Annotated in this window: 21 protein-coding genes and 1 tRNA gene; 10 read left to right on the top strand and 12 right to left on the bottom strand. The window is 70.6% G+C overall.

Going from position 1 to position 25,982, the window contains the following annotated elements; all coding sequences use genetic code 11:
* Positions 1–58: 58 nt before the first annotated feature.
* From ACIRPK_RS05020 to ACIRPK_RS05035, 4 genes are all read right to left on the bottom strand, one after another.
* Entirely contained in the window at positions 59–754 is a 696-nt protein-coding gene (locus tag ACIRPK_RS05020) for an HAD family hydrolase (RefSeq protein WP_403033156.1), read from the bottom strand.
* Positions 751–1,869, bottom strand: a complete 1,119-nt coding sequence (locus ACIRPK_RS05025) for a ScbA/BarX family gamma-butyrolactone biosynthesis protein (protein WP_403033159.1) — start codon at positions 1,867–1,869, stop codon at positions 751–753. Before ACIRPK_RS05025 ends, ACIRPK_RS05020 begins: the two co-directional genes overlap by 4 nt.
* Before the next feature lie 211 nt (positions 1,870–2,080).
* Positions 2,081–3,148, bottom strand: coding sequence for an aldo/keto reductase (locus ACIRPK_RS05030; RefSeq protein WP_403033162.1), 1,068 nt, complete (start codon positions 3,146–3,148; stop codon positions 2,081–2,083).
* Positions 3,149–3,265: 117 nt separating this feature from the next.
* A complete protein-coding gene (locus ACIRPK_RS05035; protein WP_403033165.1) occupies positions 3,266–4,837 on the bottom strand; it encodes an MFS transporter in 1,572 nt (523 codons plus the stop codon).
* 180 nt (positions 4,838–5,017) lie between these two features.
* Here ACIRPK_RS05035 and ACIRPK_RS05040 point away from each other — a divergent pair, with 180 nt between their 5' ends.
* Positions 5,018–6,616: an FAD-dependent monooxygenase gene (locus tag ACIRPK_RS05040; RefSeq protein ID WP_403033168.1), complete on the top strand. Its 1,599-nt coding sequence runs from the start codon at positions 5,018–5,020 to the stop codon at positions 6,614–6,616.
* 139 nt (positions 6,617–6,755) lie between these two features.
* On the opposite strand, the gene ACIRPK_RS05045 is transcribed toward ACIRPK_RS05040, so the two are convergent.
* Together ACIRPK_RS05045 and ACIRPK_RS05050 are read right to left on the bottom strand one after the other, a co-directional pair.
* Positions 6,756–7,412: a TetR family transcriptional regulator gene (locus ACIRPK_RS05045; RefSeq protein WP_403033171.1), complete on the bottom strand. Its 657-nt coding sequence runs from the start codon at positions 7,410–7,412 to the stop codon at positions 6,756–6,758.
* 535 nt (positions 7,413–7,947) lie between these two features.
* A complete protein-coding gene (locus ACIRPK_RS05050) occupies positions 7,948–8,889 on the bottom strand; it encodes a ScbA/BarX family gamma-butyrolactone biosynthesis protein (RefSeq protein ID WP_403033173.1) in 942 nt (313 codons plus the stop codon).
* 289 nt (positions 8,890–9,178) lie between these two features.
* Between ACIRPK_RS05050 and ACIRPK_RS05055 the strand changes: the two genes are divergently transcribed.
* A complete protein-coding gene (locus ACIRPK_RS05055; protein WP_403033176.1) occupies positions 9,179–9,829 on the top strand; it encodes a ScbR family autoregulator-binding transcription factor in 651 nt (216 codons plus the stop codon).
* A 314-nt stretch (positions 9,830–10,143) separates the two neighbouring features.
* On the opposite strand, the gene ACIRPK_RS05060 is transcribed toward ACIRPK_RS05055, so the two are convergent.
* Positions 10,144–10,644, bottom strand: a complete 501-nt coding sequence (locus ACIRPK_RS05060) for a hypothetical protein (RefSeq protein ID WP_403033179.1) — start codon at positions 10,642–10,644, stop codon at positions 10,144–10,146.
* A gap of 463 nt (positions 10,645–11,107) precedes the next feature.
* Between ACIRPK_RS05060 and ACIRPK_RS05065 the strand changes: the two genes are divergently transcribed.
* The 4 genes from ACIRPK_RS05065 to ACIRPK_RS05080 all read left to right on the top strand — a co-directional run bounded on the left by ACIRPK_RS05065 (position 11,108) and on the right by ACIRPK_RS05080 (position 16,428).
* Positions 11,108–12,427, top strand: coding sequence for a helix-turn-helix domain-containing protein (locus tag ACIRPK_RS05065; RefSeq protein ID WP_403033181.1), 1,320 nt, complete (start codon positions 11,108–11,110; stop codon positions 12,425–12,427).
* Between the two features lie 67 nt (positions 12,428–12,494).
* Positions 12,495–13,280 (top strand): toll/interleukin-1 receptor domain-containing protein, encoded by a 786-nt coding sequence (locus ACIRPK_RS05070; RefSeq protein WP_403033183.1) that lies wholly within the window; start codon positions 12,495–12,497, stop codon positions 13,278–13,280.
* The gene (locus tag ACIRPK_RS05075) at positions 13,277–15,229 is read left to right on the top strand and encodes a hypothetical protein (RefSeq protein WP_403033185.1); all 1,953 of its coding nucleotides are present in this window, start codon (positions 13,277–13,279) and stop codon (positions 15,227–15,229) included. The genes ACIRPK_RS05070 and ACIRPK_RS05075 overlap by 4 nt, the downstream gene beginning before the upstream one ends.
* Positions 15,226–16,428 carry a hypothetical protein gene (locus tag ACIRPK_RS05080; RefSeq protein ID WP_403033186.1) on the top strand — a complete coding sequence of 401 codons (1,203 nt, stop codon included), beginning with the start codon at positions 15,226–15,228 and terminating at the stop codon, positions 16,426–16,428. The genes ACIRPK_RS05075 and ACIRPK_RS05080 overlap by 4 nt, the downstream gene beginning before the upstream one ends.
* 365 nt (positions 16,429–16,793) lie before the next feature.
* Here ACIRPK_RS05080 and ACIRPK_RS05085 read toward each other — a convergent pair.
* A tRNA-Val gene (locus ACIRPK_RS05085) sits at positions 16,794–16,865 on the bottom strand.
* Between the two features lie 171 nt (positions 16,866–17,036).
* On the opposite strand from ACIRPK_RS05085, the gene ACIRPK_RS05090 reads away from it, so the two are divergent.
* From ACIRPK_RS05090 to ACIRPK_RS05100, 3 genes are all read left to right on the top strand, one after another.
* Positions 17,037–18,293, top strand: coding sequence for a hypothetical protein (locus ACIRPK_RS05090; protein ID WP_403033188.1), 1,257 nt, complete (start codon positions 17,037–17,039; stop codon positions 18,291–18,293).
* Between the two features lie 62 nt (positions 18,294–18,355).
* Complete coding sequence (locus tag ACIRPK_RS05095) at positions 18,356–18,844, top strand: DUF4442 domain-containing protein (RefSeq protein WP_403033189.1); 489 nt, start codon at positions 18,356–18,358, stop codon at positions 18,842–18,844.
* 68 nt (positions 18,845–18,912) lie between these two features.
* Positions 18,913–19,128, top strand: a complete 216-nt coding sequence (locus ACIRPK_RS05100) for a zinc ribbon domain-containing protein (RefSeq protein WP_403033191.1) — start codon at positions 18,913–18,915, stop codon at positions 19,126–19,128.
* 70 nt (positions 19,129–19,198) lie between these two features.
* On the opposite strand, the gene ACIRPK_RS05105 is transcribed toward ACIRPK_RS05100, so the two are convergent.
* The 3 genes from ACIRPK_RS05105 to ACIRPK_RS05115 form a co-directional block, all read right to left on the bottom strand.
* On the bottom strand, positions 19,199–20,056 hold the full coding sequence (locus tag ACIRPK_RS05105) for an HAD family hydrolase (protein WP_403033192.1): 858 nt from the start codon (positions 20,054–20,056) through the stop codon (positions 19,199–19,201).
* A complete protein-coding gene (locus ACIRPK_RS05110) occupies positions 20,056–22,530 on the bottom strand; it encodes a phosphoribosyltransferase (RefSeq protein WP_403033194.1) in 2,475 nt (824 codons plus the stop codon). The genes ACIRPK_RS05105 and ACIRPK_RS05110 overlap by 1 nt, the downstream gene beginning before the upstream one ends.
* Positions 22,531–22,656: 126 nt before the next feature.
* Positions 22,657–23,832 carry an HpcH/HpaI aldolase/citrate lyase family protein gene (locus ACIRPK_RS05115; protein ID WP_403033196.1) on the bottom strand — a complete coding sequence of 392 codons (1,176 nt, stop codon included), beginning with the start codon at positions 23,830–23,832 and terminating at the stop codon, positions 22,657–22,659.
* 348 nt (positions 23,833–24,180) lie between these two features.
* Between ACIRPK_RS05115 and ACIRPK_RS05120 the strand changes: the two genes are divergently transcribed.
* Positions 24,181–24,990 carry a TerD family protein gene (locus ACIRPK_RS05120; protein ID WP_403033199.1) on the top strand — a complete coding sequence of 270 codons (810 nt, stop codon included), beginning with the start codon at positions 24,181–24,183 and terminating at the stop codon, positions 24,988–24,990.
* A 9-nt stretch (positions 24,991–24,999) separates the two neighbouring features.
* Here ACIRPK_RS05120 and ACIRPK_RS05125 read toward each other — a convergent pair whose 3' ends face one another.
* Positions 25,000–25,737: a Tellurium resistance gene (locus ACIRPK_RS05125; RefSeq protein ID WP_403033202.1), complete on the bottom strand. Its 738-nt coding sequence runs from the start codon at positions 25,735–25,737 to the stop codon at positions 25,000–25,002.
* Between the last annotated feature and the right edge of the window lie 245 nt (positions 25,738–25,982).

Here is a 25,982-nt window from a genome sequence, read left to right on the forward strand (position 1 = left end):
TGCCTCCAGTTCTGCGGGGGCTGCCGACTGCGGCCCCGCCCGTTACCTGTCGCGGCTCCTAGATCCCGGCCGCGACCAGTCCCGTCCGCAGCCGGGGCCAGCCGGCGCCCTCGGCGTGGGCCCCGAGCTCGGCGTCCTCGCCGACGGCCACCGGACGGCCCACCGCCTCCAGCAGGCCGAGATCGCTGATGTGGTCGCCGTACGCCGTGCAGCCGGCGAGATCGACGCCGAGCAGCGCGGCGGTGGCGTGGGCGATCCGGCCCTTGGCCGGGCCGATCAGCGGGAACAGCACCTCACCGGTGAGCCGCCCGCGGCGGATCAGCGGGCGGGTGCCGAAGGCCCGGGCGGCGCCGACCCGTTCGGCCACCGGGTCGAGACAGGCGAAGAAGGAGCCGGAGACCAGCACGACGGGTTCGCCCGCCGCTCGGTGCCCGGCCAGCGCCCGTTCGACCTGGGGGATGAACAGCGAGCCGCCGCGCTGCTCCTGCTGCTCCTGCTCGTGGGCCAGCCAGCGTCGGCCGGAGGCGGCCAGGGCGGCGGCCTCCTCCCCCTTGAACAGCTGGTAGTACCGGCGGTTGATCTCCGTGCGCGGGACACCGCTCCCGGCCGCCTCGCGCAGTTCCCCGGTCAGCCGCTCGTACGTGCCGTCCGGTTCGCCGCGCTCGCGCAGCCGGAACCCGAGGAACCGGAACATGCTCTTGACGCTGATCAACGTCTCGTCGACGTCCGAGAACGCGACGGCCACGACGCTCATGCCCGGCTCCGGTTTCCCCGGTCGTCAGCGGGCCGGGACCGGGCCAGCCGGAAGGTGGCGACGCAGAGCACCTCGCCCTTCTGCCGGGCCTCGACCCGGACCGGGACCCGCTCCGTGCCGTCGTCCTCCGGGAGTTCGAGCACGCCGCCGAGCGTGTAGTGCTCGGCGGGCGCCTCGCCCGGAGCCGTCCGCACCCCCGTCTCGGCGGTGAGCACGGTCTCGTCCTCCAGCTCGCCGAAGCGGGTGAAGCGGATGTCGATCCCGGTGACGGCGGTCTTCGCGGTGGACATCCCGTGCAGCTCGAGGGTGGCGAACAGCGCCAGCTGACGGGCACCTTCGGCGATCACCATGCCCGGCAGGTGGTCCTGCGGGTGGTCGAAGAGACTCGCGTGCCTGGCCGGCACCCGCAGCAGCGCGGAGGAGCCGGCGTGGGTGACGGCGGGCTCCACCAGCAGCACGTTCTCCGCGTTGGCGCGGCCCACCAGGTGCGGCGGGATGGGAGTGCCCGGCGTGGACCGCGGGTACGTCGCCGAGGTGGGCAGCGCCATGCCGTTGCGGTTGTTCAGACGCAGCGTCAGGTAGCCGTTGGGCGTCTTGAACCGCAGGCCGAGCGTGGCGGTGCCGACCACGGTGCCGTCCACGGCCAGCGTGAACAGGTAGTCGAGCCCGGTGACCCGGCCCTCGCGCTCCTTGCGGGAGGCGATGGTGACGTCCATCGCGAGCTGCGCGGACGCCGGCCCGATGGCCAGCCGCTCCGGACGCACGATGTCCAGGCTCAGGTGGGTGAGGATGAACTTGCTGTGCGCGGACACGTCGTAGAGACGGTGCGCGCCGGCCAGCCCGGCCTGGCGGCACGCCTCCAGGACGAGCAGCGGGTCGTACGACTCCGGCCGGAGCAGGTGGTCGCCGTAGTAGGCGTGCGAGCGCGGGAGTTGGGCCCCGGCCAGGTAGCGCCCCTCGTCGATCTGCTGGAGATCGGTGAGGAAGACCTCGCCCAGGGCGTCGCGGTGCACCAGCAACCGGTCGACGGTGCGGGTGTAGTCCAGGGCGGGGATCCGGGCCGCGGCCGAGGGTATGTCGGTGTGCAGCTCCGGTGCGGCTGTTGCTGTGGTCATGGGTGACGTTCACCTTCTGTTCGGTGATACCGGTTCGTTCCAGTGGTTCCGGTGGACGTGTGCGGCCGGGTGCGGCCGCACAGGGCGGTGACGAGTGGAGGGCCGCCCGTGGGGAGCGGCCCTCCACGGGCGGCCGGGACGACGGGTGGGGCCCTGGGGGCGGCCGGCCACCTCACGTCCGGTTCGCCCGGTCAGTGGGTCACGCGGTGCGTCACGCGGGGTAGACGTCCCCCGGCAGCTTGCGGTCGGCGCCGACGGTGCCGATGTGCCAGTACGGGTACGGGGCGGTGGTCTCGCTGACCTTGTCGAGCCGCTGGAGCTCGTCCGCGGTCAGCTCCCACTCCATGGCGGCCAGGTTGTCGGCCAGCTGGTGCGGCTTGGTCGCACCGACCACCGCCGAGGTGATCCCCGGCTTGGCGAGCACCCAGTTGAGGGCGACCTGGGCGACGGTGGCGCCGCGCGCCTCGGCGATCGCCGACATCTCGTCGACGATGTCGTAGGCCTGGTTCTCGTCGGTCAGCGGCGCCGACTCGGCGGGGGTGCGCTCGGCCAGCCGGCTGCCCTCGGGACGGCCCTCGCCGCGCCGGTACTTGCCGGTCAGGAAGCCGCCGGCCAGCGGCGACCAGGCGGTGATGCCGACCTTCTGGTCGACCGCCAGCGGGATGATCTCGCGCTCCAGGTCGCGCGCGGCGATGTTGTAGTAGCCCTGGTAGACGCAGAACTTGGCGAGGTTGCGCCGCTCCGAGACCGACAGGGCCTTCATCAGCTGCCAGCCCGCGTAGTTGGAGACGCCGATGTAGCGGATCTTCCCCGAGCGGATCAGGTCGTCGAGGACGCGCAGCGTCTCGTCGATCGAGGTGCGGGGGTCCCAGCCGTGCAGGTGGTAGACGTCGATGTAGTCGGTGTCGAGGCGGCGCAGGCTGTTCTCCACGGCCTCGTAGAGGTGGTGGCGGGTGGCGCCGATGTCGTTCGGGTCGTCGGTGATCCGCCAGCGGCCCTTGGTGCCGATGATGACGCGGTCACGGGCCTTCTTCAGGGTCCGGCCGAAGAACTCCTCGCCCATGCCGTTCTTGTAGACGTCGGCGGTGTCGAAGAAGTTGATGCCGGCGTCGAGCGCCTGCTCCATCATCTTCAGCACGTTGGTGTCCTCGACCGTGCCGAACTCGGACCAGTTGCGGTCATCGGCGCCCAGGAAGGAGGCGCCGCCGCCGAAGGTCATGGCACCGAAGCACAGTTCGGAGACGGACAGGCCGGTGTCGCCGAGGTAGCGGTAACGCATGTTCTCCTGCTCTCTGATGGACGATGTCGATCGGGATGCACAGGGGCTTGGCACCCCTGGGGTCTGGAGGGAGGGCCCACGGTCGGGGGAGCCGTGGACCCTCCGGTCTGAGGGGGCTCAGTCGTCGGACGACGAGCCGTCGGCGCTGTCCAGCTCCCGGTCCTTGACGACCAGGAAGGTGACGACCGCGCCGACCAGGGCGAGCACGGTCAGGCCCAGGAAGGCGACGTGCAGGCTGGAGGTGAGGCTGGCCGACACCGCGTCGAACACGCCGGCCCGCTCGGCGGGCGCGAGGTCCGCCAGCGCGGTGTCGAGGCTGCCCTGGGTCGCGGCGCCGGCCAACACACCGGCCCGGTCGCCGAGTTCGGGGACGCGCTCGGCCAGGTTGGCGCGGGTGAGGGAGGCCAGGAAACCGCCCGCCGAGGCGATCGCCACGGACTCTCCGGCGATCCGCATGGTGTTGAAGATGCCGGAGGCCATGCCCGCGCGCTCCACCGGCACGACACCGACCGCCGCGTTGTCCATCGCGCCGAACGCGGAGCCCACGCCGAGCCCGAAGACGAGCAGCGGCCCGGCCACCACGTACCAGGGCTGACCCGGCTCCAGGACGACCAGCCACAGCGAGCCCACGGCGATCAGCAGCGAACTCATGGTCAGCAGCAGTCGCGAGGAGACCCGGCCGGCCACCAGGCGGCCGACCAGCAGCGGCAGGACGAAGACGGGCAGGGTGAGCGGGAGCAGCAGGGTGCCGGAGGCGGTGTCGCTCGCGCCGCCGAGGCCGTTGAAGTACGGCGGCAGGAAGTTGAGCAGCACCACGAAGCCGAAGGTGATGGTGAACGGCTGGCAGACCACCACGACGAAGGTCGGGTTGCGGAACAGCGAGAGGTCGAACATCGGCCGGGCGGCCCGCAGTTCGACGGCCACGAACGCCGCCATGAAGAGCACGAACCCGCCGAGCGAAGCCAGGGTCTGGCCGCTCAGCCAGCCGGTCTCACCACCCTTGACGAAGGCGAGGGCGAGGAAGAACAGTCCGCCGCTGAAGGTGACCAGCCCGCCCCAGTCGACCGTGGTGGCGTTGGGGTCGCGCGACTCCCTGATCTTCGACATCAGGCTCAGCGCGATGACACCGACCACGACGTTCAACCAGAACACCGCGCGCCAGCCGGCCAGGCCGACCAGGGCGCCGCCGAGGATCGGGCCGAGCGCCAGACCGGCGCCGAAGGAGGCGCCGAGCACCCCGAAGGCCTGGGTGCGCTTGCGGCCCTCGAACGAAGCGGCCAGGATCGCCGCACCGCTGGTCAGGACGCCGGCCGCACCGATGCCCTGGAGGGCCCGGGCGAGGTCGAGCACGACGATGTTCGTCGAGAGTGCGGACACCGCGGACATCGCCATGAAGACGACGGCACCCACGGCCAGGATCCGGCGGCGGCCGAACTGGTCGGCGAGCGCCCCGGCCGCGAGCATGCAGGCGGCGAACGTGACGCCGTACGCGTTCTGCACCCACTGTCCGGCGGAGACGCTCGCGTTGAGGTCGACCACGAGGTCGGGCAGTGCGACCGCGGGGGCGGTGACCGCGAGCGGCAGCAGAACGCTGGCGAGTGCGACCGCGATCAGGACCGGTGCGCCGCTCGGCTCCTTCCGCCCCGTCGTCGTGCGCCCGGCCGCTTGGGCGCGGGGCTTGGTCTCCATGCTCATCCTCTTCACTCTCTGCTCGTCCCGAAACCCTCATCTATCGATGGACCCTAAGGCATCTTATAGGTATCGTCAATGAGAGATTGGCAAGATGCCGTAGCGCCAGGTCGCCGACCGCCAGGGCGAGTTGGGCAGGGCGTCACCAGGTCGCCGTGACCGCGAGGAAGAGGAAGAGACATGACGAAGGCAGAGCACCACGAGAGCTCCGGACGGGCCTCGGAGGCGTACGACGTACTGATCGTGGGCGCCGGCCCGACCGGCCTGCTCGCCGCCTGCGAACTGCTCCGAAGGGGCATCCGGGTGCGCATCGTCGACCGCGCGTCCGAGCCCTCACCGTTCCCCAAGGCGCTGCTCGTCTGGCCCCGCAGCCTCGACCTCTTCGAGGACCTCGGCGTGCTGCCGCAGCTGCGCGAAGCCGGCCTGCAGATCAACGCGTTCAGCTACTACTCCGACCGCGAGCACCTCTCCACCTTCGGTTTCCCGCAGTCGCTCGCCCCGCTCTGCCTGCCGCAGAACGAGACCGAGCGCGTCCTGCGCGAGCGGCTGCACGAACTCGGCGGCAAGATCGAGCGCGAGGTACGACTGCTCACCTTCGACGCCCTGGACTACTCCGGCCGGATCGACGCGACCGACGGCGTGACGGCCGTGCTCGAACACTCCGACGGCACGGTCGAGCGCACCCGGGCGTCCTTCGTGATCGGCGCCGACGGCGCGGGCAGCGCGGTCCGTGCCCAGCTGGGCACCGGTTTCGCCGGCTCCACCTACGAGACGGCGTTCGCCCTGGTGGACGCCGAGATCGAGGGATTCCTGCCGCCGGACCGGGCGTTGTACTACCAGTCACCGGCCGGCGCCCTGGTCATCGTCGCGCTGCCGAACGGCGTCTTCCGGTTCTTCTCCAGCCTGGCCCCCGGCGAGGAGGTCAGCGTCGCCCGGATGCAGGAGATCGTGGACGAGCGCGGCCCCAAGGGCGTGCGGATCGGCACGCCGATCTGGGAGAGCGTCTTCCGGGTGCACGCCCGGCACGCCGACTACTTCCAGCTCGGCCGGGTGTTCATCGCCGGGGACGCCGCACACGTACACAGCCCGGCCGGCGGCCAGGGCCTCAACACCGGTCTCCAGGACGCCCACAACCTCGCCTGGAAGATCGCCGCGGTGGTGAACGGCCAGGCACCGTCCGAGCTGCTGCTCGACTACGGCGCCGAGCGGGCCGCGGTCGCCGAGCGGGTGGTCCGGGACACCGACATCCAGACCCGCGCCTGGCTGGTGCGCACCCCGGGCAAGGTGCGCCTGCGCGACACCGCGTTCAAACTGGCGGACCGCACCGGCCTGTTCACCCGGTTCTACGCACCGGTGATGGCCGGGCGCAGGCTGGCCTACCCGCCGGTGCGCCCCACCCAGGCGCCGGGCGGGCGCTCCCGCTGCCAGCTCCTGGGCGGGGTGCGCGACACACCGCGGATCGGCGCGGTCTTCCCGCGCGAACTCGCCCTGCCGCACGCGATAGCGGGACCGGCCGCCGACCCGTCGAGCTGGACCCTGGTCGCGGTGTGCCAGGGCGACGCCCCCGACTGGCGGGCCGAGATCCGTGAACTTAGCGCCGATCGACCGCAGTTGCGGGTGGTGGAGCTCGGCACGGACGCCGCCCGGCACACCGGCTGCCGTCAGCAGGGCTACTACCTGGTCCGCCCGGACGGCCACGTCGCGGCCCACGGCCACACCTCGGACCTGCCCAGCCTCCGGGCCGAACTGACCGCGTGGCTGGGGCAGCCGGCCGAGTAGGGGTGGGCCTCCTCCCCGGGTCACCGTCCCGGGGAGGAGACCGACGGCACGGAGGCGCTGAACTCGGCAGCCCCTTCCCGGCAGCCGGGGGAACCGGCCGGGAAGGGGCTGCGATCGGAGGACACCCACCGAGGTTGCGTCAGCGCAGCGCGCCGTCGGGGGCCCTGACGGCCTGCCCGGTCTCCCTGGCGAGCGCTCCCCAGGTCATCTGCCAGACGGTCTCCATCCAGGCGACCGGGTCGATGCCGGAGGACTTGAGCGTCGCCGACCGTACGGCAGCGACGAAGGCGAGCAGCATCTCGGTGATGTCGGCCGCCGAGTACGACTGGGTGATGTCACCGGATCGCTGGGCCAACCGCACGAGCTCGTTCAGGTGCTCCTGGATCTCGAGCAGCAGGTTGCAGTCCGGCGGCAGCCGCTCGCCGGCCGCCGTGGCGGCCTGCTCGTCGGAGAGCAGCGCGTCCGCCGCGAGGCGGTACGCGGCGCGCAGCCGGATGTCGGTGGCGAGCCGCCGCCCGAGCCTCAGGGTGACCGCACCCACCGGGTCGAGCACCGCACCCACCGGATCGGCGCCGGAGCCGTCCCGGATCGCCTGCCACGCCTCCGCACCGTGCCGGTTCATCGCCGCGCCCAGGTCGTCCTTGGAGGCGAAGTGCCCGTACAGGGCGCCCTTCGTCATGCCGATGCGCGCCGCCACGTCCGCGATCGTCGTGTGCGCGTACCCGTGTGCGGCGAACTGCTCGGCGGCGGCTTCCAAAATGCGCTCGAAAGTGCGCTTCGAACGTTCCTGCTTCACCTGCCGCCTCCTTGCCGCCGTGGTTCGTCCGGAACCGGTCAACACTCTAACAGTAAAAGATTCCTGTGAGAAGGAATGTTCTGCGAACAGCAGCGCCGTGCGTGACGAGCAGTGCGCAGGACTCCATCAGAGCACGTCAGCGGCCCGCAACTCGGCGGGAGTCGGGCGGAGGCCGCTCGCATCCGGCCGAGCCCCGACCCCACAAGGCACCGTGGACGCCCACCTCGCGACCCCCGGCCGAGTGGCTCGGCACACAGCGAAGCGCCCAAGTAGCAGTGCTACTTGGGCGCTTCTTCTCGGCGCGCAGCGGGACAGTTCGGGGCAGGCCAGGTTGAGTTCGGTGCGGCCACCCGTCCGCACCTGGTACGTCAGTAGACCGAACTGGTCGGCCGGACCATGCACTTCAGCCGCCCGTACCCACACCTCCCAGCGGTTCACCGGGCATGCACGGGTCTTCGGCGTCCCGCCGCGTTCACACCGGTACGTCTTCCACCCGTCGGCGCGGCCCCCCGCGCCGGTGCGGTGCTCGCCACCGTCAGGCGGCGCTGCCGAGCGCTCGGCTGCCGGCCACCAGCAGCGGCCTGCCGGTCAGGGTCGCCGAGGCCAGCAGGCGATCACCCTGGGTGGCATCGGCCTGGACCGAGAAGTGGTGGTCACCCAGGGTCCGTCCGGCCACCGGTCGGCTCTCGACCAGGACCGGGGCGTCCAACTCCCCGAACGCGTCGAAGGTGACGGCCCCCGAGGTCAGGGCCCAGACCCGCGGAGCGCAGTCGGGCGCCGACCGCCGGCAGCCGGAGAGGGACACGGCTTGCCGGAAGGCCTCGACCAGGGCCATGCCGGGCAGGTGGTCGGTGGCGTGGTCGAAGAACACCGGGTGGTACGGATCGAGCGAGAGCTGCCAGGATTCGGCCCGGTCGGGCCAGGCCGCCAGGACGACGTCCCACTCGTGCTGCCGGCCGACCGCCGCAGGCGGCAGCGGGACCGGCGACGGCTGCGCGAACGGGGCGAGGCTCGCGCGCGACGGCGCGTTGCGGCGCCGCAGGACGGCGTAGCGCCGGGCGTCGATCGCCTGACCCCGCATGGTGACCCGGCCGCACCGGCGGCCGTCGATCCGGACCACGGCCGCCAACTCGATGACCAGGTGCCGCTTGTCCTGCGCGGGCGGCTCGAAGGTGATGTCGAGGCTCACCGTGTGCGGGGTGGACCCGTACTGCGGTGCCTGCGGGTCCTCGATGGTGAACTCGGCTCCCGCCAGGACGAACTGATGACTGATGGGTACGTCGTAGAAGCGGTGCGCGACATAGACGCCGGCCTGGCGGATCGTCTCCAGCCAGAGCACCGGGTCACACTTTCCGTCCGCACCGGGACGGTAGAAAACATGGGCACGCGGCCACTGGGCCGCTACGGTGAACCGGTGGTCGCCCAGCCGGTGGGCGTCCGTGATGAAGACCTCGGCCATGGCCGCCTTGTGGACCATGCCCCGGGGAACTCCCCGGTCGTACGAAAGATCGATTAAGTGTGTTGCATCACCAGTGAGTTCGGAGTGCGCCCGGACTGCACCGTCGGTTTGCGTTGAGGCATGCATGAATACTTCCCCCGAAGCGCCGGTGGCGACCTGACGAGTTGCGAGCCGCCCACAGACTCAAAATATACCGTTGAGAAGGTATATTGCAAGGGTTGATTAGACTGACGAGCAGTTCTGCTGGTGGCAGTGCCGCAGGCCCTCCCGGGGCGCCTGCGACCGGCCGCCCGATCGAGAGGTAGTTGTGTCGACTCCGGCTTTCCAGTGGCCCGCCCTGGCCCGCGGCCCCGAACCGCGACAGGACAGGTCCGCACGCACGCGCGACCTGGTCCTGCTGAAGGCGGCCGAGCTCTTCGCGGAGAAGGGGTATCGCACGGCCTCCATCAAGGAGGTCGCCGAGCGCACCGGGATGACCAAGGGCGCGGTCTATCATCATTTTCCGACCAAGGACGCCCTGGTCATCGCCGTGGTGGAGGCGCAGTACGACCGTTGGCCCGAGATGGTGCAACAGGTGCGGACCGAGACCACGACCGCGCTCGAAGCCGCGTTCAAAGTGACGGACCGGGTGGCCGAAGCCTTCATCACCGACCCGGTGACCCGCGCGGTCGCCCGGCTGCAGGCCGAGCGTTCCTCCGTCCCCTTCGACCTGCCGGCGCCGTACGTCGGTTGGATCTCGCTGATGACGCAGCTGCTCACCGAGGCGGAGCAGGCCGGCGAGCTCCGGGCGGGCGTCTCGCCCGAGCAGATCGCGCATGCCATGGTGGCCTCCTTCTACGGCACCCAGCACATCTCCGACCTCCTGCACGACCGGGCGGACCTGGCCCAGCGCTGGCAGGAGCAGCGGTCCCTGCTCTGGTACGCGATCTCCAGCGAACCCGACAGGCCTGCTTCCTAGTTCTGCGGAGGCGGCCGTTCTCCAGGCTTCGAGACGTCGCGTCACGAAGTACGACAGGGCGGCCGCTGTCCACGAACAGGTGCCACGGGACGTGGCGCGACTCCGGCCCTCCGCGCAGCCAACGGGCTGCTCCGGGGGCTACCGACAGGTCGCCGCGACGGTGGAGCGAGCGGGAAGCGCATCGTGCTGACACTTGGTCACGCTGGATGGTGGCAGGCATGTAGGACAGCACGGGCAGTAGTGAGCCTCCGTCGGGTTGGTTCCCCCCGGATCGGGGGAACCCGCACACCACTTCCCTGGATGCAACCGTCCGTTCAGGCGGTGCGGGCGAGGACTTGACCGGCCTCGGCGATCAGCGCGTCGCAGACGAGCTTCGATTGGACGCGCATCCGCTCGAGATCGGCAAGGGTCTGGGCATTCCGGATGGCGAAGGTTGCCCCGACCGCGCGCTCGGCCACGCCGGCCAACTCTGGGCAGATGATCCGCAGGGTGACGCTCGGGCTGGTGATCGCGCTCCTGGTCTGGTGAACGGCCGGCGTGTACTGCTCGTCGGTCGCCTCGACCCCGCCGGTCCGGGCAAGGCTTCGGGTCCTTTCCCTGGCGCGCACCGTCTGGACTCGGCGGTGGTCGTCGAGCGCCGTCACGAGTTCGGTCACGGTGGTCAGGACCTCAGCGCGGTGAGCCTTCGCGTCGGCCGCGATCTGTGCGACACGGGACGCTTGGCCGTGCATCCAACCGGCGAGCAGTGTTCCGGCGAGGGCGCCGATCACTGCCGCCACACTCGTACCGACCGTCACCCATGTGCTGGTGTCCATCTCTTAGCCCTCCGTCTCAGCAACAAGTCAGTCCTGACCCGTTGGTGGTTGTGGCTCTTCGTGCCCGTCGCTCCGTCGGGGGATCGGCGAGCCGACGCAACCGCTCCGCCCCTATGACCCTTACCACCAACCCCCCTTGCCCAACAGCAACCAGGCTCGCGGGTCCCACGCCGTCCTCCCGGAAACGGGTGATTCTGGCGGACCCGCCGTACCTGGCGCATCCTTCCGTTTCACGTGACGGACCCCATCCGCCCAGGTGAGCCCTTGTCGGTTGCGTGAAGGAGAAGTCACCAACTCGCTTTGTTTGCAAAGCCATTCGATCAGAAAGAGGAAACGGGAAACTCGGTCGATCCATGCTTTGTCGGCTAGGTCGCATGCCAAGATTCAGGCGGAGGCGAGGAGAACCGCTTCCGGCACGCGACACGGTAGGTGCGCGGGCGATGGGGATATGGAACGGAGTGGTATGGACGGCTCTACGGCACTGCCCGGCGCCTTCGGCCCGGAACTCCGCAAACGGCGGATCGCCGCGGGGCTGACGCTCACCCGGCTCGCCGAACTGCTCAGTTACAGCAAAGGTCACCTCAGCAAGATCGAACGCGGCCACAAGGTGCCCCCACCCGGCCTGGCCCGTCGCTGTGACGCGCAGCTGAGTGCCGGTGGTGAATTAGAGCGACTTGTGGCGGACGATCCCCGACGGTCTTGGAAGGCCACCGGGCCCGAGGCCGAGGAGCACTCGCTGCCCCGGATCGGGCACGAGAGCAGTCGTTCGGCCGGAGGACTCGGGCGGCGGCAACTGCTCGCAGCTGGAGCGTCATCCTTGCTGGGCGGCAGTCTCGTTCATTCCTTACCACCCCTTGTCGTGAGTGCGACCCGTGAGAGAGCAGCGGCAGCGGATTCCGCCCCGCTCGAGATCTTCCAGTCCCAGTTCGACCAGATGCGGCGCCTCGGCCAGGTCGTCGCTTCCGACACGCTCCTCCCACTGCTCACCGCCCAGACGCACACCCTGGGTGAGCTCGCCGTACGGGCCGACACGGTGACCCGTGGTCGAATGCTCGCGCTCGCAGCCCGGTACGCGGAGTATGCGGGTTGGATCGCCCAGGAGGCCGGAGACAACTCCTCGGCACTGTGGTGGACCGCCCAAGCCGTCGAACTCGCGGAGGCCGGCGGCGACCGCCACCTGGCTTCGTATGCCCTGGTCCGACGCGCGCTGGTCACCTTCTACGCGGGCGACGCAGCCCTGACCGTACAGCTCGTCGGGCCGGCTCAGGCCGGTGGCCTGCCACCGCGGATTCGTGGCCTCGCCGCCCAGCGCGAGGCCCAGGGCCACGCTCTCGCCGGAGAGGAGAGCGCCTGTCTGCGCAGCCTGGACCGGGCCAGGGAACTGCTGGCCAAGGCCGACGCGGAGGGAGGTGGCGGCGCACCGGTCCTCGGGACCACAAACCTCACCGATCCGGCCGCCATGGTGACCGGCTGGTGTCTGTACGACCTCGGCCTGGCGAACCGTGCTGCCGACGTGCTGGACCGTGAGCTTCTGAGGATTCCTGCGCATGCCGTCCGCAGCCGTGCCCGGTACGGTCTGCGGTGCGCCCTCGCGCACGCTGCCCGTGGCGAGCCGGAGCGAGCCTGCGAGCTTGCCTCGGAACTTCTGCCACATGTCGCGGAGTTGAGGTCGGCCACCATACAGGCCGACGTCGGGCGGCTCGCCCGCGAACTCTACCGGTTCCGCGCCAGTCGGCCGGTGAGGGACCTCGAACCCCTGCTCGCCGGCGTGCTGCACCCGTAGCGAGAGCGAAATTCGCTCCGCCGGAGACCACCTTCCATCCCTGCCCAGACCGAAGAGGTGCTTTGCCATGCCCGAAATCTTCGTCAACTACCGCACCAGGGACGAGGACTCGACCGCCACGCTGATCGAACGCGAGCTATCGCGGCGTTTCGGTACGGATCGCGTCTTCCGAGCCAGCAAGTCCATCAAGATCGGTCAGGCTTTCCCCCAGGAGTTGCTGATCGCCGTACGCCGCAGCAGCGTCCTCCTCGCCGTCATCGGCAGGCAGTGGGCCAACGCTCAAACTGCCGACGGTCGACGTGCTCTCGACGACCCGGCGGACTGGACCCGCAGGGAGATCAGCGAGGCTTTCGACAGTGGAGCACTGGTGGTTCCGGTACTCGTCGGGCGCGACACGCGGCTCGACCCGCGCGACCTGCCGCCTGAGATCGCCAGGCTGGCGGACTGCCAGTACCGCCGCTTCGACACCCGCGACGCGGAATCCAACCTCAGGCGCATCGGCGACGACCTGGCTGAGGCAATTCCCCAACTCGCTTTGGCAGAAAGGCAGATCACTACAGGGTTCGGATCCACAGACGCTCCGCCCGAGGATTTCGACAGGAGTGGCACCAGTGTGGTGCGGGCTGGGGAGTACCGGCACCAGCAGAGCGGAGGCATCGGCAACATCGGCCACGACGTGGGGACGTTCATCAACAATGCCAGCGGACCGGTGCACACGGGCCCCGGTCCGCAGCACAACACCATCCGCAACGGAAGTGTCGAGCTCCACGGCGACGGCAGCAACTATCTCGAACACGGCACCGTAAACAGCGAGTTCGGAAGCCGACGTGACCGTGAGGGCCGGCGACGGTGAGCGATTTCCAGGAGGGGACGTGGATCGGCCACGCCTCGGGACAGACCCATACGGGCAGCGGTGCCCAGTACACCAACAACTACTACTTTGCTCCCGGGGGAGTCCGGAGCGGGCCCGATCCGTTGCGGATGGCGATCGACCGCCGCCAGTGGCTGAAGCAGCGGTTCGTCGCCCCGCCCGGGTACGGTGGCGCAGCCAAGCGGCTGGAGAATCCTGGCACGGCGGTCCTCGTCTGGGGCGCTCCGGGAAGCGGCCGTCGCGCCGCCGCCGTCATGCTGCTGCACGGCATGGGTGAGTTTGACGACCCGTTCCGAGAAGTCGTGCCGGATGAAAAGCCGGAGGACGAGCCTGCGGAGTTGGCCGACGGCGAGCGTGTCCTCATCGACTTATCCAACTCGTCCGAGCTGGAGTTCGTGGCAGCACAGGCTCTGGTGAAGTCATACTGGGAGAAGACCGAACGAATCGGTGGCCGGCTCGCGGTGGTTCTCTCCCAGGAACGCGAACAGCTCCTGGAGCCGGACTTCCGCCAGTTGTTGGTGAGGATCGGCCGTCCCGACGGTGCCGAGGTGCTGGCACGGCACCTCAGGCCTGACGGCATCGAGGTGCCGTTGCCCGAGCTGCGAGCCTCGGCCCTGGGGGATTCCCTGGAGCACTCACCCATGAGGGAGTTACAGCGACTGTCCGAGCTGATCATCGAGGCTCGCGCCCAGGGTGGCTCGTTCGACACCTGGGCACGGAAAGCCGCCGACGCGTTACGGGACCGCGGACCCCAGGTTGCCCAGCAGATGGCTGCCCTCACCGATGGACGTCAGAAGGCACTGCTGTTCGCGGCCGCCATGTTGGATGGAGCGCCGGCCGACGTGGTGTTCCGACTCTCCGACCAACTGTTGGCGAATCTCGACCATCCGGATGACGAGCTCCCCCGCCTGAACCGTGTCGATATGGCGCAGCGTCTACGGGAGTTGACCCTGGAGGTGAACCAGGGCCGGATCCGCTTCGAGCTGTTGGCGTACGGATCGGCCGTGCGGTCCCATTTCTGGCTCTACTATCCCGATCTGCGTCCATCGTTCGGGACTTGGGTCACCGAGACGGTCAAGGAAACCCCCGCGCTGGAGTCAGCCACGCGCCGAGACCTGGTCGGCCGGTTCACCGAACAGGCTCTGCGGTCCAACGATGTCCAGGTGCTGACCGATCTGGTCGAGTTGTGGACACCGGAGACCCGGATCCTTCCCGACGCGATGGCGATCCTTGACCAGGGACTCCGGGACGAGCAGATGGGTGCAGCCTTCCGCGCGAAGATCTATGCCTGGTCGACGACTTCGCAGTTGGAGCCGAACCTCGTACGGGGCCTGGCCCACATTTGCGTGGACGTGATGGGACCGGACCACCCGGACCAGGCACTGGTCCGCCTGCACCATCTTGCCCGGAGGGAATCAGCGGGGCTCCCGAGGTACGCCCGGGACTACCTGCTCGAGCTGGTGCGCAGGGACCGACGACTGTACGAGCGACTGCTCGGCCGACTCCGCGAGGGAATGGAGCGCTCGAAGCCCTGGCAACGGGATGCGGAAATCTTCCTGGAACTGGTGATTCGGTTTCCGGCCCTCGATGGTCATGAGGACGTGCTTCGGGGCTGGCGCGGTGTGCTCACGGTGGCTCCGCCGGCGACCTGGGCGCCGGGAGTCAAGGCATGGCTCTCGGCCGCCCGATCGGAACAGGATGGAGGCGATCGGCTGATGGAAATCTTGATCGAAGCCGCAGACGGTGGGCCCGGTGTGCTCAGCCGCTACTACCTGCTGGCATACGAGTGGGCGGCCGAGTCGAGCGATGAACCGGGACCGGTGAGCCCCGACGAGGTGGCGGCGCGCTTCTGTCGGGAGATCGACCGAGCGCAAGGTATCGAGCCGCTGGACCTGGCCTCAGCTGGAGCGACCGAGGGGAGGGGCCGGTGAAGAGCACCGGGAAGATGGCGCTCGTGGGCCTGGCTCTGATGGCAGCCCTGATGACAACAGTTCTCGGTCTGTCGGCCGGGTGGCCGGTCTGGATGTGGGCAGCGCCGGCTGCGGCGGCCTTGCTGCTGGCGCTCATCTTCGCGTCCGCGCGCTCTCCGGAATCGGAGCCATCCGCACTGGTCTCGGACGGGCTGCCGTGGGAGGAGACCCGGGTGGATGATGTGGCCCTGCCGACACGGGTGCCCGACTACGACTTCCGCTTCTCGGCGACGGTGTGGTGGCGCCCCATCCCGAACACCACCGGGTTGCTGCACGTGGACCCGGCCAGTCTGGCCGTCGAGACGGTGCTGAACCGCGCCCGTGAGTTGACCGAGCGTGAGACCCCAGAACGGATGGACCTGGTGGTACACCGGCTCAACAGCCTGCTCGGCACACAGGGCCGGGACGCTCACGAACTGGTGGAGGCCATGGGCGGCCGGGTAGAGCTCAGGTTGCCGGCGGACGACCGGGACAGGCTCGGAAAGCTCTCCTCGGTACGCAAGACCGAGGAGGTCTGGGAGCACGAACGGCGCTTCGAACAGAGCAAGCGGGCCTACCTCGGCAACGACGTCCTGAAGTCGCCGGGCAGTGCGGTGGTGTGGTGGTTGGCCCGTCATGACGACCAGGTCACGGAGGCCGTCGACATGATCGGCCCACTCGCGCAACTCTCGGCGGCCGCCAACGACGAGGCGGTGGACGAGCTGTACGAGCACCTGGTCTCGCCGCCGATGCCGGGGTCCGTTCCGCTCCTGGACACGGAGACACCTGTCCGGCAGGGCTGGGACGGGGAGGGCGGAACCGGGACGGGTCCTGCGAGCCACCCCGGGCCCGAAGGACCGACTCATCCGACTCCAGGGCCACGGGTGGTCGGTCCGCTGAACCAGTTCCTGGATGATGTCGACGTGGCGAAAGGTTCTCCCGAGCGGAAGGTGTACGCGCACCGGATAGCAGAGTTCACCGACGCGATGGGCCAATCGGAGTACGCCAAGCTTATCCGAGAGGGCCTACTGAGCGAGGACGGAGAAGGCTCCGGGCCGACACAGGGCCGGGAGCCACGCGTCGGAGGATCAGCTGCCCGGCCTGGAGCACGGTGGACAGGGGGCGACAGCTCGGCGAACGGGACGTCGTCGGACGTTGGGCCCGAAGCGCAGGACCTCTGAAGTCTTTCAGGTTCCTGTGATGATTGGTCAGGTGGGGGCACATCGGTGGCATGTCGGGCTCGGATGTCGTCGGCCTGTCGGTTCAGTGCTTTCTGCGACGGCTGGCGCTCTGTGGATGATGAGCCGCCTTCGAAGAGAGGCCGACAGCGAAGGAAGCGACCGTTCGAGGCCACATACGGACCTCGTGAAGCCCGGCCAGTCTTACCAGCATGTGCTGAATGTGTGCTGGAGCAGCAGAGTGAAGCAGATAGAACCGCTCTGACCTGCGGAATCGAAGCTCTCAAGCAAGTGCCAGCAGCTCCACGGAACCTGCAGTCACGGCACTTCGTTCGGTTCAGGGAAACCCATCCTGACCTGCAGTTTTGTGGGCGCAGACGGTTTCGAACCGCCGACATCCGCCTTGTAAGGGCGGCGCTCTACCGCTGAGCTATGCGCCCCCGTCGCGGCGCGCCGAAGGTCCGGCGGCGTACGACGAGAGGTAAGAGTACCTGGTCCCGGGAGCACTGCGCCGCAGGTATTCGGGGTGTGGGACCAAAGGGGGTGCCGGGATCGTGGGGTGATCGGCGAGAATGGGGCTGAGGCTGGCGGACCGGACTGGGAGTGTGGGCGTGAGGGTGGCCGGTGGCGGCGGCGGGCGGGGTGGCTGGTGGCGGCGGGCCGACACGCAGCGGGCGGAGGCGCAGGCCGCTCGGGACGCGGCGCAGCAGGCGTTCTACGAGCTGGACTCCGCCCAGCGGGAGGTCGAGCTCGCGGTCGAGACGATCCGCGCCGCCGAGGACGACCGGACGGCCCGTCAGGCGCTCACCGACTTCCAGCAGCTGGCCGGCCGGGTGAACGAGGTCAGTGTCGAGTACCTGGCCGCGCTGGACGCGCACGACCTGGAGGACCAAGAGCTCGACGCGGCGACCGCGAACCAGGCCCGGCGGACGCTGGAGCAGGCCAAGCAGAAGCTCATCGGTACGCAGTCCGAGCTCACCGGCTTCCTGGCCCGGCTGCAGCCGCTGATCCAGCACGCCGAGGCCCAGCTGATCCGGGTCACCCCGGCGGTGGAGCGGGCCAAGCGGGCGCTGCTGGGGGCGACCACCGCGCTGGAGACGGTCCGGGCGGCGGGGCTGAAGGCGGACGATCTGGCGGCCCGACTGGCCGAGCTGGCCCCTGAGTTGACCAAGCTGAACGAGGGCGCAGGCCGGCACGGCGTGGCGCCGACCCTCAAGCGGGCCGAGGACGTGGCGCTGCGCGCCGAGGCGATCCGGGTCTCGGCCGAGCAGCGGCCGGAGAAGGCCCGGGAGATCGACCGCCGGGTGGGCAGTCTGCGCACCCGGATCGAGGCGCTGGAGACCAAGAGCGGGACGGTCGAGCCCGCGCTGAGCGAGCTGCGCCGCCGGTTCAGCCTGGCCTGCTGGCAGGACCTGCAGCACGTGCCGGAGCAGGCGACCGAGGCGGTCACCGCCGCCCGGGCCAAGCTGGCCGAGGCGGTCCGGGCCAGGGACGAGCAGCGCTGGCCGGACGCGACCGGGGCGATCGGGACGGTACGGGCGCTGCTGGAGAGCGCGGACGAGTCGGTCGCGGCGGTGCACGGGCGACTGCGGCAGCTCAACGAGGTCGCGCACGACCCGCACAAGGAGATCGAGCGGGCCAGGTTCGCGATCCGGGACGCCCAGCGGCTGGCGATGTCCGGCCGGCAGACGCCGGACCCCCGGCACGCCGCCCCGCTGGACGCTGCGGTGGCCCGGCTGGACCGGGCGGTGGCGGCCCTTGAGGAGGCCGGCCGGCACCCCGACTACTGGCACTTCCTGACCGAGCTGACCGCCGTCCGGGAGACCGCCGCCGAGGTGGTCACCCTGATCCGGGGCATCCACCACTGAGTACACGGCGATGTGACGGCGACCACATTACCCGCCGGTAACTTCCTTGCTAGAGTCACCCCATGGCACGCAAGCGCACCCTGAGCGCCACCACCTTCCGGCGCGGCATCAACCTCTGGCCGCCGTTCCTGTTCGCGGGCATCCGGGTGCTCGCGGTCTCCCCGGACTTCCGCTCCGCGAGGGTCCGGCTGCGACTGCGCTGGTTCAACCGGAACTGGGTCGGCACCCACTTCGGCGGCTCGATCTTCGCGATGACCGACCCGTTCTGGATGCTGCTGGTGATGCAGAACCTCGGCCCCGGCTACCTGGTCTGGGACGCCGCCGCCGAGATCGACTTCGTCGCCCCCGGGCGTGGCGACATCTTCGCCGAGTTCGAGCTCACCGAGGAGCGGCTGACCGAGATCCGCGAGCTCACGGCGGACGGGAAGAAGGCGCTGGTCTGGTTCCACACCGAGGTGCTGGCGGCCGACGGCTCGGTGGTCGCCCGGCTCCGCAAGCAGGTGTACGTCCGGGAGAAGCGCAGGACCGACCGACCGGCGGACGGGGAGTGACGGACCGACCGGCCGGCGGACCGGGAGCGACCGGCGCCAAGTCGGCCGGTACTCGGTACGCTGCGGGCATGCCTCGCTACGACTTCCGCTGCCGCACCTGCGGCGCCACGTTCGAACTCCGCCGCGCCATGGCCCAGGCCAACGACCCGGCCCTCTGCCCGCAGGGGCACACCGACACCGTCAAGCTGCTCTCCGCCGTCGCGGTGACGGGCGGCGGCAGCGCCGGCGCCGCCCCGCAGCAGTCCTCGGGCGGTGGCTGCTGCGGCGGCGGGTGCTGCAGCTAGCCGACGGCCGAAGGGGCGCGCGGACCACCCAGGCCCCGCGCCCCACCAACCCACCGCGCAAAACCCGCCGTCAGAGCTCCGCCTGCACCACCCCGGCCGGACGCACCGCACCCACCGTGGCCAGGAACTGCCGGACGATCTCCTCGCCCGCCGCCACCCCGATCTGGGTCAGCGCGGTCACCCCGGGCGCGGTCCAGCCCGCGTCGGCGAGCTCGCCGTGACCGGGACGCCAGCCCTGGTCGGCAGCCAGCAGCAGGTCCGCGTCCAGCAGCGAGTCACCGGCCGAGAGCACGGTGGCCGCGCCCACCCGGCGCTCCACCTCCGCCAGGGCCGAGCTCTTGCTGAGCGGGGTGGGCACCGCGTAGACCTTGCGGCCCTGGAGCGAGACCGACCAGCCGCGCTCGGCGCACCAGCCGGTGAGTTCCTCGATCCAGCCGGCCGGCAGCATCGCCCTCTCGACCACCAGGTACGCGAACAGGTTGTCGGCCACCCGGCGCTTGTGGGTCCACTCCGGGTCGGCGCTCACCGCGAGGTGCTCGACCACCTCGTTCAGCGGCGAACTGCCGTCCTTCAGACGGGACTTGACCTCTCCCTGCCAGTCCTTGTCCGGCACGCCGCCGACCAGCAGCTGCCCGCCGTTGGCGCAGATCGCGTACGGCGGCACCCAGCCGGGCGTCGGGCCCGGCAGGTTGACCCGCTCGTACTGGGCCCTGGTCCGGGTGGTGGCGGGCACGAAGACCACCTGCTGGACCAGCTCGACCAGCAGCTCGGCGGCCTGCTCGGTCATGAAGGAGAGCGCCTTGCCGTCGTGCACCTCGACCGAGAGCAGCCGGGGCGCCAGCCGGTCGGGCACGTCCAGGGCGAGCGCCCGGTTGGAGTAGATGAGGGTGCGGTCCAGATCGCTGGCGACTATGAACTGACGGTCCATCAGTGCTCCACCTTGACTGCCGTGCCGTCGGCGCCGGTCGCGCCGCGGCTGAAACGGGGGTGGATCAGACCGACGCAGGAGTACGGCAGGTCGTCCACCTCCTCGACGAACACACCGCGCTGGGCGGCGAGCAGACGGACGTGGTCCAGGTCCGCACCGGTGCCGCGCTTGGCCAGGATCCGCCAGGGCACCCGGCGCAGCAGCACCCGGGTGGTCTCGCCGACCCCGGGCTTGACCAGGTTGACGCTGTCGATGCCGTACTCGGTGCTGATCCGCTCCATCGCGGCCCAGCCCGCCCAGTCCGGCGTGCGGTCGGTGGCGGCCAGCGCGTCGGCGGCCTTGACGGCCTCGGCCCGAACCGCCGCGAAGCGGCCGGCCACCGCCTCGACGAAGCTCCGGGAGACGTCCGCCCCGGCCAGCTCGCGGTAGTACTTGGCGCCGTGGAAGTCGTCCGGGCCGATCAGGTCGTCCCGCAGCACGGTGCGCGAGATCAGGCCGGACACCGTGGAGTTGAGGCAGGCGGACGGGATCAGGAAGTCGTCCCTGGTACCGAAGGTGCGCACGCAGCCGCCCGGGTCGGAGAGCACCGCGAGCTCGGGGTCGAACGGCATACCGGCCAGCGCGGCCGCCAGCTCCCGGGTGATGGCGCCCTTGCCGGTCCAGCCGTCCACGAAGACCACCTGGCGGGAGTCGTGCCGATCGGCCAGGTAGCGCAGAGCGACCGGGTCGATGCCCTTGCCACGGATGATCGAGACCGCGTAGTGCGGGGCGTCCAGGCCGTACGCGAAGGCGAACCAGCGGCGCAGCAGGATGCCCACCGGGGTGCCCGCCCTGGCCAGCGAGGCGAACACCAACTCGCTTCCGGCGCCCAGGCGTTCGCGGTGGAGCGTCTCCGCCACGGTGCCGACCGCGAGCGCGATCCGGTCCACCGAGGTGGTCAGCGCCTGCTGGAACAGCTCCTGGTACTCGGGGCTCGGCTGGTACTCGACCGGCAGCGACTCCGCGTAGTGCGCGCCGCCGGACTGGACCGCCTCCTCGCGCTCCTCGGTGGGCGCCTCCAGGGCGACCTCGGAGAGGTCGGTGAGCAGCCAGCTCACATCCTCGGCAGGGTAGGAGGAGAAGGCGGGGCCGTGCAGCGGAGCGGGAAGGCTCATCGGACTCACAGACGGTAGAGCGGAAAGAACCGGACGGACGGGCGGCACGGGCCGCACCGACGGCAGCACGGCGAGCACCACCTGGTCGGTGACCCGGCCGAGCTGGCGCAGCAGCGCCCGTTCGCCCTCGTGCAGGGCCGGGGTGTCGGCGGGCTGGTCGACCACCAGCACCACGGCGTCGAAGCGACGCCCGGCGTCGTTGCCGGGCGCGACGTTGTAGGCGTACCGCTCGCCCGGGCCGTCGGCCGGGTCGTCGTGGGCGGGGAAGGCCAGCCGGGTCCGGATCGCGTAACCGGGGTGGTCGACCGCCAACACCGGCGAGCGGGTGGTGGTGGAGAACCGGACCCGGTCCTCGCCGATCAGCTCGCCGAGTGCCCCGGCGATCCGCAGCGGGGTGTACATCAGCTCCTCGAAGCCGAGCACCAGCACGTTCTCCCGCCCGGCCAGGGCCTTGGCCAGCGGGGCCGCCAGCTCCGGCAGTGCGGCGTCCAGGCGGCTCGCGTCAGCGGTGGAGAAGCCGTGCCGGCCGCCCTCGGGCAGCCCGGCGGGCCAGGGCAGCTCGACCCGCTCGACCGGTGCGGACGGGCCGGCCGGCGGGGTCTGGGCCGGGGCGGCGGCGATCAGGCCGGCGGCCAGCTCCAGCACGTCGGCAGGCAGCTCGACGCCGCCGGTGGCGGTGGCCAGCAGGTCGAGCCGGGCGCCGAGCTCGGTGGCGGCCTCGGTCAGCCGGGCCCGGTCGGCCGGGGTGCGCAGGTCGACCAGGGCGACCACCACGTAGTGCGGGCGCGGGTGCCTGGCGTGCAGCGCCCGGATGGTGTTGAGCACCGTGGTGCCGGTGGAGAACTCGTCGTCGACCAGCACCAGCGGCCCGTCCCCGGCCAGGAAGGCCGGGTCGGCGGGCAGCAGCAGGTGCGAGGTGGCGTGCGAGTGCTCCTCCTCGAAGCCGCCGACCGGGGCCACCCCGGCCACCGGTCGCCGGGTGGAGTGCAGGTAGGGCGCACCGAGGCCGTCGGCCACGCTGTGCCCGAGCGCGGTGGCGGTCTCGGCGTACCCGAGCACCACCGCCCGCGCGGCGGCGTCCGGGCCGAGCAGCTCGCGGACCCGGCGGCCCAGCTCCAGCCCGGCGCCGTGCACCACGGCGGGCCGCTGCGGCACGTGCTTGCCGAGCACCCGGGAGACCAGCAGGTGGGCCCGCTTCGGGTTCTCCCGCAGGGCGAGCCCGATCAGCCCGGGCAGTTCGGGCGAGCCGGTGAGCCGGAGACCGAGCCGCTCGGTGACCCAGCCGCCGGTCCACGTCCCTGATACGTCCTGAACTGCCAAAACTCCTGCTTTCTCGGTGTGAACGGACCCGCTGCGAACGGACTCAAGGTGACTCTCGACGGTAACCCAGGGACAGGTGCCTCAGGGGCAGGCGGCTCAGGGGCAGGCGACTCAGGGGCAGGCGACTCAGGGGCAGAGGCAGGCACCGAGCAGCTCGGCGAAGCTGACCTCTTCCCGGGCCACCCCGAACACCTGGGCGCGCAGCATGACCCGCTCGGCCCAGGCCCGGTGCGGCTTCGCCTCGTTCATCTTGTTGGTGTACGCCGAGCGCAGCACCCCGCCGCCGCCCTGGTGCTGCTGCAGGATGTCCCGGGCGTCCGAGTACTCCTCGTGGGTGACCACGGAGAGTGCGTGCACCGCCGGGACGTGGCTGGGGTGGATGCAGGTCTTGCCCAACAGGCCGTTCGCGCGGTCGAGTTCGATCTCGCGGATCAGGCCGTCCAGGTCGTGCTCGATGATCCGCTGGCGCAGCCCCTCGGCCGGCGGGTGCGCCTCGGCGAACGGGGTCCGGCGCAGCTGAGGCTTGAACATCCGCTCCTGGACCGGGAAGTACTCCCAGACCGGCCCGGTCACCGTGTGCCCGGTGCCGTCGGCCCGGCCGAGCACGTTCACCACGTCCCCGATCACGCTCGCGACCAGCGCCACGTCGTACGCGGTCAGGTCCGGCGAGCGGCGCAGCCCGTACGCGGAGCACAGGTCGGTCACGCCGAGCCGGACGGCGAGCACCCGCTCGCGGTACTTGTCCAGCAGCCGGGCGATGCCGAACAGCTGCTCGCGCCGGGTCTCCAGGTGGGCCAGCTCGGGCGACTCCAGCACCGGCATGGCGAACAGGCGGTGCCCGGAGGCGGTCTCGGCGGCGGTCAGCGCCTCCAGGAAGGGGCCGCCGCTCTCCTCGGTGAACTTCGGCAGCACGTAGCCGGAGAGCAGGGTGACCGCCGGGCCGAGCCGGTCGGTGAGCTCGGTGATCTGCTCGGGCGTGCGGACCCGGACGAACAGCAGCGGGAGGTCCTGGTCGGGGCCGGCCGCGTGCAGCTCGGTGAGCTGGGCGACCAGGTTGGCCTCGGCGGCGGGGACCTCGTGGTCGGCTATCGCGTCCTCCAGGCAGAGCACCATCGACACCACGCCCCGGGCGGCCTGCTTGCGGACGTCCGCCAGCAGCGTGCTCCGGGTGGCGGGGCTGTAGAGGGTGGCGCCCAGCGCGGTCGAGAGCAGCTCGGCGGGGCTGTCCCGGTGGAATTCGGCGGGCTGTTCCAGGAAGAGGCGGCTGCGGTCGGCTGCAGCGAGATGGCCGAAGTGGCGCATGGTGCTCTCCCGGGAAGTTCGGAGGGGACTGGCTCGGTGGACTGACGCTGGATAGACGGATGGGCCGACCCGATGGTTCGCGGGACGGCTCGACGGGGTAGGAATGACCTTCCGGGCCGGGTGAGTTGGTGACCGACGCCGCAAGCGGCCATCGTACGGTCGATTTCAGCCACTCCGGACACTTGAAACGTCGAATTCTCGGAAGATTACCGTCCGCGTCACACAGCAAGTGTCCCTCGTCCGGCACAGGTGGAGCGGGTGCGGAGAAACCGTGCGGATCGCGGGCAGACGAACGAAGCCGGCCGTCGCGTTGTCCGGACCGGTCGGGAACCGGCAGGATGGTCCGCTATGACGCACGTGATGGCCAAGGGCGCCAACATCTCACTGACGGCCGCGGGCGTCCGTGCCGTGCTGCGCTGGACGACGTCGGCGGGTGCGCCGGACGTGGACGCCTCGGCGCTGCTGGTCGGCGTGGACGGCAAGGTCCGCACGGATGCCGACTTCGTCTTCTACAACCAGCCCCGCCACCCCTCCGGTCTGGTCCGCCACCTGCCGAAACAGCGCAGCGGCGCCGAGGTCGCCGACACCGTCGAGGTCGAGCTGGGCAAGCTGCCGGCCGAGGTGGACCGGGTGGTGCTGGCCGGCTCCGCCGAGGGCGGCGCCTTCCCCGCCGTCACCGACCTGCGGGTGGTGCTGCACGACGCCGCGGCGCCGAACGGGGCCGCGCCGATCGCCCAGTTCTCCTGCACCGACGCGGGCCAGGTCACCGCCCTGGTGGTGGCCGAGCTGTACCGCCGGGGCGGTGGCTGGAAGTTCCGCGCGATCGGCCAGGGGTACGCGGAGGGCCTGGGCGCGCTGGCCACCGACTACGGCATCACGGTCGAGGACGACGCCGCGCACGTGCCCTCGGAGCCGCCGACGGTGGTCCCGATCGTCCCGGTCACCCCGGAGCCGGAGAGCTACACGCTGACCCCGGCTGCCCCGCGCCCGATCCCCCCGCCGCCGCCGTACCAGCCGCAGACGGCCCCGCAGCCCCAGCAGCAGCCCGGGTACGGCTATCCGCCGCAGCCCGCCTACCAGCCCCCGGCCGCCCAACCCCAGGTCGCCCAGCCGCCGTTCGTGCTGCCGCCGCAGGGCCCGCAGTTCCAGCCGCGCTGAGCCGGCGGCTCAGCCCTCCGGCGTGCTCGCCTTGTAGCCGCGCTGCCACTGCATCCCGAAGCCGTACAGCCGGTCCAGGTCGGACTGGAACCCGTGCACGTACCGGACCTCCCGACGGACCGTCAACTGCCCGTCCCCGGTGTTCTCGATCAGCACCACCGCACACGAACGGGCCGTCGCGGCCCGCTGGTCCAGCGCGATCTCCAGCCGGGGGCCGGTCTGCGGGACGATGGTCACGGTGGCGTGCGTCCGGTCGAAGGCCGGGGTGTCGTCGTAGATGTAGACGAAGATCAGCAGCCGCCGGAACTGGTCCTTCTTCTCCAGGTTGATGTACATCGTCTCGCCGGACGGCGCCCCGTAGACGTCGTCCCCGCTGAGTTTGATGTACGGCGGCCGCTGCAGGTCGCCGAAGTACTTGCCGAGCGGCTGCACCACTCCCCTGGTGCCGTCGGCCAGTTCGTACATGCAGGCCAGGTCGAGGTCGACGTTCACCTGCGGGCGGGAGTAGCTGTCCGGCTCCATCGGCCGCAGGATGCGCGGGCTGAGCAGCCGCTTGAGCGAGGCGCCCGGGGTGACCGACTCGGCGGTCCTGGTGGTCCAGTGCAGGTTGACGTACAGGTACCCGGTGGTGGCCGCCGGGCCGGTCAGGGCGTGCTGGGGCTGGGACTTGGTCAGGGTGATCTTGTACTGGCTCGCGGTGTCGAAGCTGTCACGATCCCTGCGCAGGTATTCCCAGAACGAGACCATCGCTCCCCTCCCCGGTTCGGCCAGCTCACCGTACCGGACCCATACCCAGTCGGGGGGCCCGAGCCACCGTCAGATCCCCGGCGCGCCAGGCTGGCAGATGGAGAGTCACCTCCCGTAGCATGCACGCCTCCTGGACGCGATATCGTCTAGCCGCACATGTGTACCTGCCGTCACGTACGGGTACGCTCGGTCCTTCTGCCGCGGCGCGATCGCCCCGCCGCTCGGTCCGACGCACCCGCCGCTGC

Source organism: Kitasatospora sp. NPDC101801 (assembly GCF_044766665.1).
Classification (GTDB): Bacteria; Actinomycetota; Actinomycetes; order Streptomycetales; family Streptomycetaceae; genus Kitasatospora.

Excerpts from the sequence above, each read along its gene's own strand:
- ACIRPK_RS05040 (WP_403033168.1), top strand. The coding sequence starts at position 5,018 with ATGACGAAGGCAGAGCACCACGAGAGCTCCGGACGGGCCTCGGAGGCG.
- ACIRPK_RS05030 (WP_403033162.1), bottom strand. The coding sequence starts at position 3,148 with ATGCGTTACCGCTACCTCGGCGACACCGGCCTGTCCGTCTCCGAACTG.
- ACIRPK_RS05065 (WP_403033181.1), top strand. The coding sequence starts at position 11,108 with ATGGACGGCTCTACGGCACTGCCCGGCGCCTTCGGCCCGGAACTCCGC.
- ACIRPK_RS05060 (WP_403033179.1), bottom strand. The coding sequence starts at position 10,644 with ATGGACACCAGCACATGGGTGACGGTCGGTACGAGTGTGGCGGCAGTG.
- ACIRPK_RS05070 (WP_403033183.1), top strand. The coding sequence starts at position 12,495 with ATGCCCGAAATCTTCGTCAACTACCGCACCAGGGACGAGGACTCGACC.
- ACIRPK_RS05105 (WP_403033192.1), bottom strand. The coding sequence starts at position 20,056 with ATGGACCGTCAGTTCATAGTCGCCAGCGATCTGGACCGCACCCTCATC.
- ACIRPK_RS05125 (WP_403033202.1), bottom strand. The coding sequence starts at position 25,737 with ATGGTCTCGTTCTGGGAATACCTGCGCAGGGATCGTGACAGCTTCGAC.
- ACIRPK_RS05025 (WP_403033159.1), bottom strand. The coding sequence starts at position 1,869 with ATGACCACAGCAACAGCCGCACCGGAGCTGCACACCGACATACCCTCG.
- ACIRPK_RS05100 (WP_403033191.1), top strand. The coding sequence starts at position 18,913 with ATGCCTCGCTACGACTTCCGCTGCCGCACCTGCGGCGCCACGTTCGAA.
- ACIRPK_RS05050 (WP_403033173.1), bottom strand. The coding sequence starts at position 8,889 with ATGGTCCACAAGGCGGCCATGGCCGAGGTCTTCATCACGGACGCCCAC.
- ACIRPK_RS05120 (WP_403033199.1), top strand. The coding sequence starts at position 24,181 with ATGACGCACGTGATGGCCAAGGGCGCCAACATCTCACTGACGGCCGCG.
- ACIRPK_RS05115 (WP_403033196.1), bottom strand. The coding sequence starts at position 23,832 with ATGCGCCACTTCGGCCATCTCGCTGCAGCCGACCGCAGCCGCCTCTTC.
- ACIRPK_RS05095 (WP_403033189.1), top strand. The coding sequence starts at position 18,356 with ATGGCACGCAAGCGCACCCTGAGCGCCACCACCTTCCGGCGCGGCATC.
- ACIRPK_RS05035 (WP_403033165.1), bottom strand. The coding sequence starts at position 4,837 with ATGGAGACCAAGCCCCGCGCCCAAGCGGCCGGGCGCACGACGACGGGG.
- ACIRPK_RS05020 (WP_403033156.1), bottom strand. The coding sequence starts at position 754 with ATGAGCGTCGTGGCCGTCGCGTTCTCGGACGTCGACGAGACGTTGATC.